Source organism: Terriglobia bacterium (assembly GCA_035712365.1).
Taxonomy (GTDB): Bacteria; Acidobacteriota; Terriglobia; order UBA7540; family UBA7540; genus SCRD01.
Window position 1 is genome coordinate 33,002 of sequence record DASTAW010000036.1, and the last position, 12,029, is coordinate 45,030.

The window sequence follows — 12,029 nt, forward strand, 5'->3', positions numbered from 1 at the left end:
CTTCGCCAGGCACTTACGCCTGGACAATCTTCTCTCTGTGCTGCGTCAGGCTTCCGGTGGCATTCCGCGTGTCCACCACAAGTTGGGCATTGGCTGCGATGAATCCATAGTCATAGGATGAATGATCGGTGGCGATGAGGACTGCGTCGTAGCCCGCAAGCGACTCCGCGGTCAGCGCGACTGACTCGAGCCCCAGGTCGTACTGCCGCATCTTATGCAGCCGCTCGAAATACGGGTCATTGTAGTCAACGGTAGCGCCGCGCTCCTGAAGCAGCTCGATGATTCTGAGCGAGGGCGATTCCCGCAGATCATCAACATCCTTCTTGTAGGAAATGCCGAGCACCAGAATGCGCGCGCCATAGAGGCACTTGCTTCGCCGGTTCAAGGCGTCTGACAGGCGCTCAATCACGTGATGAGGCATGGAGGTGTTGATTTCGCCGGCCAGCTCGATGAAGCGGGTCGGAAACTCATATTCCCGGGCCTTCCAGGTGAGGTAGAAGGGATCGATGGGAATGCAATGCCCGCCCAGGCCGGGCCCCGGATAAAAGGCCGAAAATCCAAACGGCTTGCTCTTGGCGGCGCCAATGATCTCCCAGATGTCGAGCCCCATGCGCTGGCAGAGCAGCTTCAACTCATTTACCATGGCGATGTTGACGCTGCGGTAGATATTTTCCAGCAGCTTGGTCATTTCCGCGGCGCGGGACGAGCTGACCATGATAATCCGGCTAAAGGCCGCCTCATACAGCAGCTTTGTCGCTGTGGCGCTTGCGGCGTTGACGCCTCCCACGACCTTCGGAATCTGATGGGTCTTGAACACGGGATTGCCGGGGTCTTCGCGTTCCGGCGAGAAGGCGAGAAGGAAATCGATGCCGGGCGAATCCGGACCCACCGCCGCGCCGTCTTCCACGGCGTAAGGGAAAACCTGGCAGCGAAGCCCGGACCGCTCCAGAATGGGCAGGACAACTTCCTCAGTGGTTCCGGGATAGGTGGTGCTTTCAAGCACCACCAGTTGCCCCGGGCGCAGGTGCGCGCTGATGGACTGGGCGGTGTTCTCCACATAGGTCAGGTCCGGCTCTCGATGGTCGTCAAGCGGAGTCGGCACGCAGATGATGATGGCGTCCATGCCTCGCAACTCCGAGAAATCTGTTGTGGCTTTAAAATGCCCGCGGCGGAGAGCGTCTGCGATGGCTGCTTCCGGGATATGCTTGATGTAGCTCTGCCCCTGCTGAAGGCGGTTGACCTTCGTTGAATCAATGTCAAAGCCGGTGGCCGAAATACCCTTGCCTGAGAAAAGCAGGGCAATCGGCAAACCGACGTACCCCAGCCCCACGATGCCCACCTGCACCGTCTTTTGCTGGACAAGCTGGTTGAATGCCGAAAGGATTTCATTCTGGGCTGGTACTCTGCTGTCTGGAGTCGTGCTCATGTATCCTGCCTTCCTGGTTCGAAGCCCTGATTATATGCCGGACGGTTTTTTGACTGCAAACGCGTGGCAGGAACGCTTCGGGTTGCGGGCTGGCAAAACGTACCTGGGATATCTGGCAATCCGCTGGCGGATTGGCGCATAAGGCCGCTAGTTAATGCCGTGCAGTCTGCGGTTTACAGGCCAAAAGCGATAATACCGGACTCTGTGGCGATGGCGATGTACTGCTTGCCGTTCGCGGTGTAGGTCATTGGCGATGCATGCCAGGGCTCACTCATACTGAAATGCCAGAGCAGCTTGCCGCTTCGAGCGTCCACGGCAGCAAATGCGCCTCCGTCGTCGCAGAAGAAGACAAGTTCCCCGGCGGTGGCCAGCAAACCTCCCCAGGTTTTGGCAGGCCCCACCTCCGGCCTCTCCCAAACCACATGACCTGTCTGGATATCGATTGCCCGCAGGTATTTTTCACCGGGTTCGCCGGGCACCTCGTGAGCGATCTGATCGCGGAATCCTTTCCCCTTTTCCCATACGTCCGAACCTTTGAAGTAGATTTCGCACTTCTCAAGCGCCTGGACATAGAAGAGGCCAGTGGCCGGGCTCCAGGCAGGAGACATCCAGTTGGTTGCTCCCTCAGCCGCCGGGCAGACCTTCAATCCTTTCAGCGTTGGTTCGGTCCCCGGCAGCACCTCCGGCCGCCCATCGGGCGCGATGCCGCGCGCCCATGTCAGCTTGTGTACAAAGGGCTTGCCCAACAGGAACTGCCCCATAGTCCGGTCCAGTACATAGAAAAATCCATTGCGGTTGGCTTGCAGCAACAGATGGCGCTTCCGGCCCTGAAACATGGCGTCCACCAGCAAAGGAGTTTCCTGGGCATCCCAGTCGTGGGTGTCGTGAGGAGTAAACTGAAAGTACCATTGCAGCTTGCCGGTCTCAGGTTTCAAGGCCACCACCGAATTCGTGTAGAGGTTATCACCCCTGCGCTCATCCCCGTTGAAGTCGGGGCAGGGATTTCCCGTGGTCCAAATGAGCAGATCATCTTCAGGGTCGTAGACGCCGGTCATCCAGGTGCCAGCGCCGCCATGGGGCAGGGCGCGGCCCAGCCAGGTTTTGGCTGCCGGGTCGCCGGGCGCAGGCATGGTGTAAAACCGCCACGCTTCTTTCCCCGTGGACGCTTGATACGCGACAATGAAGCCGCGCGCGCCAAGGTCGCCGAATCCTTCTCCGGTGATCACCAGGTCTCCCACCACCAGCGGGGCCGCAGTGATTCTGAATTGCTCGCGGTAATCGGCCACTCTCACGTCCCACACCAGGCCGCCTGTCACCCAATTCAGGGCCAGCAGATGGGCGTCCGGCGTGCCCATAAAAATCTTGTCGCCAAGCACTGCGACGCCGCGATTCGCCGCTTGCGCCTCCGCGCCCTCTGCTACGGGGACGACGCGGCGGTAATGCCACACCTCACGCCCGCTGGCCGCATCGAGCGCGTAAGCTTCATTCGGGCCGGTTACAATCATCAGGCCGCCGATCACCACAGGCGTCGTTTCAAGGCCCTGGTCGCCCGGGAGCTGAAAAGTCCATCGCGGCGCAAGACGGGTGACGTTTCCGATGTTGATCTGATCGAGCGGGCTATATCGGTTGCCGCCGGCCTGGCCGTTGTATGTGGGCCAGTCGCCGGGGCCCGGAGCCGCTCCTTTAAGCGAAGCCTCCGGAGCGTGTTCTGGCCGTGTCGGGGCGCTTAAATAAGCCAGCAGGTTGCGAAGGTCAGGTCCGCTGAGATGGACCGGCGGCATCAATGGCTTCGTGTCGGGTTCGAGATCGACGATATCGTCCTGCCGCAGAAAATGGAAGTTCCCATCAAAATCCTGAAGCTGGAGGTCATAGCTGCTCTCATTCCTGGCGAAACCCCGCAGCGTGGCGCCATCTTTCAACCGGACAGAGACCACCTTATATCCTGGCGTTCTGCCCGGACTGATCAACGTCCGTTCGAGTGTCCGCAGCGTGAGCGTCCCGCCCTGTGTCGTGAGGTCCGGTCCTTTCACGCCTCCACGGCCAAAAATCATGTGGCAGTTGCCACAACCGCCTTGGCCCCAGAAGTACGCTTTACCGGCGGCTGCGTTTCCTGCGGTTCTGCTGCTTGCGGCAGGAGCGCTGAGCGAATAAACGAAATCGACTACCGCTGACTCTTCCTTTGCAGGAAGATGAAACGCAGGCATGCCGCCCGGCCTTCCTTTGCGGACAATGTCGAGGACCTGCGCCTTTGAGCGCCGGGCGCCCATCAAGCTGGGTCCTCTCTCGCCGCCTCCGGCGTCGGCGCCGTGGCAAATGGCGCAATTTGTTTCAAACGCGGCGCGCCCGGCGGCCACTCGCGGTTGCTGAGGCCCGGCTGCAAGGGCCAACGATTCTGCCACCAACAGGCAAAGAAATGTCCTGGCGATCATACCTGGCGAAAAACAGAGCATAGTACTTGCACTCCTGACGAAGCGGGTTCCGGCGCTGGTTCCGAACCGTCATGGGAATCCCATTCGAATATTGGGGGACCGGGACCAGGAATCCTCAAACCAGCAGCGGTCTCATCATAATCCTTACTGGGAAAAACATGAATCCTGCCCATCGTGTTCTCATGGCTGGCAGGAGATGCAGGCCTTGGCACTTCCGTTCTTGTGCCACATCTCGGCGTGCGAATTCAAGGAAAATCGCACTTCCCGAAGATCCTGCAGGCGGCAAGCCCTCCTCGCAAAGGGATGATTCATGCGGGGACATCAAGTGAAACGGCTGGTGGTTCGGGTGATAAAATAAAGTTAGAAAATACGGAATATTCAGCTTGATTTTTTCTACTTTCCCGGAAAATGCCCAGGTGTTATGTACTAGTTGAATGACGCTCAGGCAGTTCCTGGTGGCGCTGATTGTGGAAACGCCTGTAAGTCGCCGCCTGAGGGCAGGAGGAAGTTATGGTGAGTGCCGTTAAAGCCGCTCCATCTCGGATCAACCTGGCTCACAGCGGGCCCATGTTCAGGACTCTCCTTGTAGATGAGGACCCAAGCGAAGTCCGGTACTACCATGGCATGTTGCAGGCCGTGGGGCATGAAGTTGTGGTTTCGGCGACCTACGAGGATGCGCTGGCCAGGTTAGGGCGGCAGAATTTTGACATGGTCGTGGTGGCGCAGGGCAGTCCTGCGTTTGAAGGGCGTCCGGTGCTGGCGCGCGCGCGGGAAATTAATCCAGAACGGCCGGTACTGGTTGTGGCTCGGGCGCTGGACATCGACTGCTACCTGGAAGCCATGGAGATGGGCGCGGCCGATTACCTCGAGCGGTGCGCCGCCCCGCGGGACTTCATGCTATCAGTGGATGCTCACCTTCGGATGAAAGACGCGGCTTAATTTTGCATCTCCACGCCGGCGCGGCACGCAGCATCCGCTCCAGGCGCTTCCAGGGCCGTGGTCTTCAGGGAGCGTTGAGAAATTTGCTGGATTCGTGATCGTGCCGGGGCGGCCCCAGGTCACTTACTTCGATCCACCCTGCGCCGCCGGCACACGCGCGCCGCTTGCTGCTTTAATCAGCCACTCGGTGCTGACGGATTTGGGCCGTGTAATCGGCGTACCGAGCAGGCGATTGAGGACCAGTTGTGAACACATTCCCAGCGCGCGCGAAACTCCGAACAACACCGTGTAGTGCTCAAATTCGGTGAGACCAAACAGGTAAAGCAGGGAGCCAGAAACGGCATCGACGTTCGGCCATGGGTCCTTCACCTTGCCCTGTTCCTTGAGGACCTGCGGGGTGATGTGGAAAAGGCGGTCCACGATCTTGAACATGACGTCATCGGGGCAGACGCGATCGCCAAATTCATGGAGGGCCGTAAAACGGGGATCGGTGACGCGGAGGACGGCGTGGCCATAACCGGGAATCACGCGGCCGCCGTTCAGCGTTTCCCACACATAGTCCCGAAGCTGATCGTCTGTGGGCACGCCATTGTATTTTTTGCGAATGCCTAAGACGAAGTGCAGGCACTCCTGATTCGCCAGTCCGTGGAGAGGCCCTGCAAGGCCGTTCATGCCCGCCGACACCGCATAGAAGGGGTCCGAAAGCGCCGAACCGACCGTGTGGCAGGTGAACGCGCTGACGTTCCCGCCCTCGTGGTCGCAGTGCAACGTCAGGAACAGCCGCATCAGGTCGCGGAACCCTCCCGTGGGGTCCGGCAGACCCAGCATCGCCGCGTAATCCGCTCCCCAGTCGAGAGTGGGATTGGGTGGCAACGGCCCGCCCTTGCAAGTATGAATCCGGTAGATGCCCGCCGCGATTCCAGGGAGCACCCCGAGCAGGCGCAGCGCATCTTCCAACGCCGACTCCCAGTAGTCCGCCTTCTGCATTCCCTCTGAATACGATTTCCGGAAAACTGATTCACGCTCCATCGAAAGAATGGCCGTGCTGAACATGGCCATGGGGTGGGTGTCCCCAGGCAGCGCCCTCAGAACATCCCAGACGTATGAGGGGACCTGGGCACGCTGCCGGAGCTCCTGTTGCACGCTGGCTAACGCCTTGGCGTCTGGAAGTTCGCCGGTGCAAAGCAGGTAAAAGATTTCTTCCGGGAGCCGTTTCTTCAGGTCGCCGATAGGGATGCCTCTCACGATCAGTCCTTTGTCGGGTCCAACAACCGAGGTGTCACAAACCAGCCCCCTCACGCCCCGCATACCCCCGAAAGCCTGGCTGACCGTCACTTCGGATATCACAGCTTTGCCATGCTCGGCCACCACGCTGCGAATTTTCTCACGGAGAGCTGGCGCTTGTTCTGCCAGCCGATCATGTAGTTTTCCCATCGCAACTCCCATACAAGTCGATGGTTCTAGAATAACTTGTATGTCGTTATTGGTCTAGAGGCAGTGAGGGCGCTCTTAAGGATTTGTGATGGCCCTTGCGCCTGCAGCTATATTGGCCTGTCGTGAGCATCGTAGCCGGTCTTTGGCCACATCTGCTGAGGAGTGCAATTTGTAGCGCCGCCGTCCTGGCGGCAATTTTCAGGGCCGGTCCCGCTTGGCGGGACCGGCGCTACGCAAGTCCGTCGCTCTGTTATGCAATCCTCATTAGCTGCCCTTTGTCTGGAGCGGGCTATTTCGGCAGCGCGTACGCAACGTAAGTGCCGCCGGAAGCTGCGCCCCACTTCCCTCCGCCAGCGCCGATCACCAGGTACTGCTGCCCACCCACTTCATAAGCTGCGGGCGTGGCATTTCCCGCGAAAGGCAACGTGGCTTCCCACAGCAGTTTTCCTGTGGCCTTGTCGAACGCATGAAACTTGTTGTCATGGTCGGTCGCGGCAATGAAAAGCAGACCTCCCGCGGTCACCAGCGGACCGCCGTAGTTTTCACTGCCCGTGTTGTGGATTCCTTCCTTCACCAGTTCTGGAAACTCGCCGAAAGGAATCCGCCAGACAAATTTGCCCGTGTTCAGGTCGATGGCCGTCAGAGTGCCCCAGGGAGGCTTCACGGCCGGGTAGCCGTCCGGGTCGAGAAATTTGTTGTACCCATCGCTCATGTATTTCAGCCACGGGCCCATTTCCGCTTCGTCCCATGCGGCCTTCGCCATGGTTTGCTTTCCTGTCACCAGATAAGTTGCGATGGCCTCAATCGCCCTCTTTCCCATTTGCGCGAAGGCCGGCATTCGTCCGCCACCCTTTCTGATGATGTCGGCAACCTGGGATTCGTTGTACTTTTTTGCAATGTTTTTAAGGGAAGGGAACTCCGGCGGGCTTCCAGCCAGGTTGGCCTTATGGCAACTGGAGCACTGGCTCAGGTAAAGCTCGCGCCCGCTCACCAGCCCCAGCGTTCTTGGTCTTGGAACCAGCCGCAGAATCCACGCCATGACGTTGGCGTTGACGTAAAGCAGGCCGGTGGCGGGATCGAACGCCGGGCCGCCCCATTCACCTCCGCCGTCAAAGCCCGGAAAAATCACCGTTCCCTGGCGGCTGGGAGGAATGAACTGGCCTCCATAGCGCAGCTTGCGCAGTTGCGCCAGCACCGCCTTGTGTGCTGCCGGCGTGCGGTTGGTCAGCATCTCCGGCGTAAATTGCTGCTCTGCAAACGGCGGCGGCAGCAGCGGAAACGCCTGCGTTTCGGCTGTCTTCTCGCCGTCCACGTCGGACGCGGGCGCCTTGCGGTATTCAATCGGAAACAGGGGCTTGCCGGTTTCGCGGTTGAAGACGAAAACGTATCCCGACTTGGTGGTCTGGGCCACCGCATCCGCGCGCTGCCGGTCGTGTTCCACGGTCACCAGCGCCGGGGCGGACGGGAAATCGCGGTCCCAGAGGTCGTGCTTCACCGCCTGGAAATACCACGCCAGGCGGCCCGTATTGGCGTCAAGCGCCAGCAGGCAGTTTGCATAAAGGTCGTCACCGACGCGGTCAGAACCATAGAAGTCGAAAGCGGCTGAGCCGGTAGGCACGAACACCAGGCCGCGCCTGGCGTCAACAGTGAGGCCAGCCCAATTGTTGGCCCCGCCGGTGTATTTCCAGGCGTCTTTCGGCCAGGTCTCGTAGCCGGGTTCGCCGGGGCGCGGGATGGTGTGGAAACTCCAGCGCATTTGGCCGCTGCGCACGTCATAGGCGCGGATGTCGCCGGGAGGGCAGGGCAGGTCTTCGGGCAGACTGCTGCCCATGATGATGAGGTCCTTGTAGATTGCACCGGGGCTTGTGACCTTGACTGAGAGGTCTTCGGGGTTGCGTCCGAGACCCTGGCGCAGATCGATGTGCCCTTCCTGCCCGAAGGAAGGAACAGGCTGGCCGGTTTTGGCATTCAGCGCGTATAGGTTGTGTCCGAATACGTAAAAAATGCGGGTGTCGTTGCCGTCGCTCCAGTAGGTCAGTCCCCGAAAGTGCATCGCGTGCAGGACGGGCTCTGCCTCGGGCGGGCTGAAACTCCAGATCAGTTTGCCCGTGGCGGCATTGAGAGCAAACACCCGGAGTTTGGGAGACACGGCATAAAGGACGCCGTTAACCACGATGGGATTGCACTCCATCTCCGAGTCTTTAAACGCGTCGCCGGTATCGTATTTCCAGGCCACCTTGAGCTGGCTGACATTGCCGCGGTTGATCTGCTTGAGCGCGGAGTAGTGGATGTTGTCCGGCGTGCCGCCCACCACGCGCCAGCCATCGTAGTTTTCACCGCCGGGGTTCTCGCCCTGCCGCTTCGAACATTGGGCCAGGAACAAGGCGGCAACCAGCAGGGCCGCGATTTGTAACAGCGCGATCGGTATCGCGCGGCGGCTGCATCGACTTCGCGCGATCGGAAGATGGCTTATTGGCTCAGGCATTCCAGCAGTCCTTTTGCAAAGATTCGCTCCACGGAAACCCGGGCTTCCGCGAAAATCCGCTCCCAGTGGCAAGCCGCTAAATTTACCAAAAATTCGCACGCAAGCGGTAGGATTTTATGAACGGTGGACCTTGCATCGAGGTCCGGACGATTCAACCCGCCCGCAATGCGCCGCGTGGGTGAGTGGTGAGACGAAGGCGCGAATCTATGCATCTAACCACAGGAACATGGTTTGCGGTGGCTCCGGGGAAGGTGCATACCAGCCGGACTCATACGTTCCAGGTAATGCTCAAGCTGAGGGATCGAAAAATAATGAAACGGACACGACCAGAGCACTTTGCAACATGCGAAAACGGGCAGCAGCGCGGATTTCGGCTGCCTGGCCTACGGCATCGACTGTGCGCTTCTGCTATCCCGCTGGCGGCATTCACGGCATTCCTTCTGCTCGCGGCCGGGGCGGCGCGCGCCCAAGCCGCTGCCAGCCAGGATGTGCTCCGGGCCACCCTGCCCAATGGTCTGCAGGTTGTGATTGTCCGCAACAGGCTGGCCCCTGTGGTCACCACGGTGATGAATTACAGGGCTGGCTCTGACCAGGCGCCGGAAGGTTTTCCGGGCACGGCCCACGCTGAGGAGCACATGATGTTCCGCGGCAGCCCCGAACTTTCCGCGAACCAACTGGCGGACATTGCGGCGGCCATGGGAGGCGAATTCGATGCCGACACGCAGCAAACCGTCACCCAGTATTTCTTCACTGTGCCGGTTGCCGATCTGGATGTCGCCCTTCACGTCGAGTCCATCCGCATGCGCGGAATCCTGGACACCGACGAACTCTGGAAGCAGGAACGCGGCGCCATTGAGCAGGAGGTGGCCCAGGACCTCTCCAATCCTGAGTACGTTTTCTACACCAAACTGCTCGCCGCCATGTTTCGCGGAACGCCTTATGCGCATGACGCCCTCGGCTCGCGCCCTTCTTTCGACCAGACCACCGGCGCCATGCTTCACGAGTTTTACAGCAAGTGGTATGCTCCCAACAACGCCATCCTGGTGATCGTTGGGGACGTTGACCCGCAGCCGACTTTGGAGGAAGTGAAGGGCCTGTTCAGCGCCATTCCCGCGAGGGAACTTCCCTCCAAACCATCCTTCTCATTCCAGCCGGTCAGCTCTCAGACGCTCGACCTGAAGACGGACCTGCCCTACGGGATTTCAGTGATTTCTTTCCGTTTGCCGGGATCGAGCAGCCCGGACTTTGCCGCAGCCGAAGTGCTTGCCGACGTTCTCGGCAGCCAGCGAGGCAGCCTCTATGCTCTGGTCCCCCAGGGCAAGGCACTCTACGCCGGTTTTTCCCTCGAGCCTTTGCCTGAAGCAAGTCTTGGGTATGCCATCGGCGCCTTTACCAACCAAACCGCCGGGGCGCAACTGGCCGGCCAGATGCGAACCATCCTCGAGGATGATCTCAAGAACGGCGTGCCCGAAGACCTTGTGGCTGCCGCCAAGCGGCGTGAACTGGCCAGCGTCGAGTTCCAGAAGAATTCCGTCTCAGGGCTTGCGATGGCCTGGTCGAATGCGCTGGCGGTGGAAGGCCGGCAGTCGCCCGAGGACGATGTGGATGCCATTCAGAAGGTAACGGTTGAGGATGTCAACCGCGTCGCCCGCGAGTATCTCGTGCAGTCGAAAGCCATCACCGCGGTATTGAATCCGCAGGTATCGGGCAAGCCGATCTCGTCCCAATCATTCGGCGGCAAGGAATCTTTTGCCCCCAAACAGACCAAACCCGTCGCGCTGCCGGCATGGGCCGAGGCCGCCCTCAAAAAACTTTCCATTCCCAAAGCCACCATCAGCCCCGTGGTGAGCACGCTCCCAAACGGGTTGAAGCTGATTGTGCAGCCCGAATCCATCAGCGACACGGTCAGCATCTACGGCCACATCCAAAGCAATGCCGACCTCGAAACTCCTCAGGGCCAGGAGGGCGCTGCCGAGGAATTGGAACAACTGTTTCCCTACGGCAGCACATCGCTTGACCGCATGGCCTTCCAGAAGGCGCTGGACGATATTGGCGCCGATGAGTCCGCCGGCTCCGATTTCTCGCTCAGCGTGCTCGCCAGCCATTTGGATCGAGGCGTGGAACTGCTGGCGCAAAATGAGCTTCAGCCGGCGTTGCCCGAGAGTGCCTTCGCGATTACTCAAAAGCAACTGGCCTCCACCGTGGCGCAGCAGCTCGAAAGCCCGGATTATCTCACCAGCCGAGCCGTCCATGTTGCCCTGTTTCCGAAAACCGATCCGTCGCTGCGCCATGCCACGCCTGAAACGGTTTCCGGTCTTAAGCTCGACGACGTCAAGGCCTACTATCAGCACGTCTTCAGACCGGATTTGACCACCATTGTGGTGATCGGCAAGATCACGCCCGATGAAGCAAAGGCGGTGATCGAAAAATATTTTGGCGGCTGGAAAGCCACCGGCCCCAAGCCGCCCACCGACCTCCCCGAAGTCCCGAACAATTCTCCAGCCACCACAACCGTCCCCGACAAGAGCCGCGTTCAGGATAACGTCACCCTGGCCGAAACGCTGAAGCTCACGCGCTTCAGCCCGGATTACTACCCACTGGAAGTCGGCAATCACGTTCTCGGCGGAGGTTTTTACGCAACGCGCCTCTATCGGGACCTGCGCGAAAACGCCGGCCTGGTTTATTACGTCGGCTCGTCCTTTAACTTTGGGAAGACGCGCGCGGTGTACGAGGTGCGGTACGCCTGCGACCCTCCGAACGTGTCCAAGGCGCGCGCCATCATCGCCCGCAACCTGAAGGACATGCAGACCAACCCCGTCAGCCCCAACGAACTGCGCCAGGCCAAGGCCATGCTGCTGCGGGCCATTCCGCTTTCCGAATCCAGCACGGGCAGCATCGCCGGCGGGCTGATCTACCGCTCCTCGATGGGATTGCCGCTCGATGAGCCGGTGCAGTCGGCCCGGCGCTACATTAAGATAACCGCGCCGGAAGTCCAGAAGGCCTTTGCCAAATGGGTCCGCCCCGATGACCTGGTGCAGGTGAGCGAAGGCCCCGCACCAAAGTAGCGACGTGGGCATTTACGGTCTGCGTTAATTTTTTGTTTCGCCGACCGGCGCAGGGAAGCTCGATGTCCGCCGAGGATGGCAAGAACTATTCTTCAGGAGGTCGGAGCTGCAGAGTCTGTGTGGCAACTCCATCTTGACACCTGGTTATAATGCGGGTGAGAGGAGATCCGCAGATGAAATTTTTTGATTACAATCCCGATCAAGCTTACCTGCTGCCGCCCTCGGTGGGGGATGTTCTGGGCAGCAATCAT

General features: G+C 59.9%; 7 protein-coding genes. 3 read left to right on the top strand and 4 right to left on the bottom strand.

Annotated elements, in window-relative coordinates; genetic code table 11:
- Positions 1 to 13: 13 nt before the first annotated feature.
- Positions 14 to 1,426, bottom strand: a complete 1,413-nt coding sequence (locus tag VFQ24_10670) for a nucleotide sugar dehydrogenase (GenBank protein HET9178806.1) — start codon at positions 1,424 to 1,426, stop codon at positions 14 to 16.
- On the opposite strand from VFQ24_10670, the gene VFQ24_10675 reads away from it, so the two are divergent.
- Positions 1,425 to 1,568, top strand: a complete 144-nt coding sequence (locus tag VFQ24_10675; protein ID HET9178807.1) for a hypothetical protein — start codon at positions 1,425 to 1,427, stop codon at positions 1,566 to 1,568. The two genes, VFQ24_10670 and VFQ24_10675, sit on opposite strands and share 2 nt — an antisense overlap.
- Positions 1,569 to 1,599: 31 nt before the next feature.
- Here VFQ24_10675 and VFQ24_10680 read toward each other — a convergent pair whose 3' ends face one another.
- On the bottom strand, positions 1,600 to 3,876 hold the full coding sequence (locus tag VFQ24_10680) for a PQQ-binding-like beta-propeller repeat protein (GenBank protein HET9178808.1): 2,277 nt from the start codon (positions 3,874 to 3,876) through the stop codon (positions 1,600 to 1,602).
- 489 nt (positions 3,877 to 4,365) lie between these two features.
- Between VFQ24_10680 and VFQ24_10685 the strand changes: the two genes are divergently transcribed.
- Positions 4,366 to 4,794, top strand: coding sequence for a response regulator (locus VFQ24_10685; protein ID HET9178809.1), 429 nt, complete (start codon positions 4,366 to 4,368; stop codon positions 4,792 to 4,794).
- Positions 4,795 to 4,917: 123 nt separating this feature from the next.
- Here VFQ24_10685 and VFQ24_10690 read toward each other — a convergent pair whose 3' ends face one another.
- Positions 4,918 to 6,228, bottom strand: a complete 1,311-nt coding sequence (locus tag VFQ24_10690) for a citrate (Si)-synthase (GenBank protein ID HET9178810.1) — start codon at positions 6,226 to 6,228, stop codon at positions 4,918 to 4,920.
- A gap of 289 nt (positions 6,229 to 6,517) precedes the next feature.
- On the bottom strand, positions 6,518 to 8,713 hold the full coding sequence (locus VFQ24_10695) for a PQQ-binding-like beta-propeller repeat protein (protein HET9178811.1): 2,196 nt from the start codon (positions 8,711 to 8,713) through the stop codon (positions 6,518 to 6,520).
- Positions 8,714 to 9,024: 311 nt separating this feature from the next.
- Between VFQ24_10695 and VFQ24_10700 the strand changes: the two genes are divergently transcribed.
- On the top strand, positions 9,025 to 11,778 hold the full coding sequence (locus tag VFQ24_10700) for a pitrilysin family protein (protein ID HET9178812.1): 2,754 nt from the start codon (positions 9,025 to 9,027) through the stop codon (positions 11,776 to 11,778).
- The last annotated feature ends 251 nt before the right edge of the window (positions 11,779 to 12,029 follow it).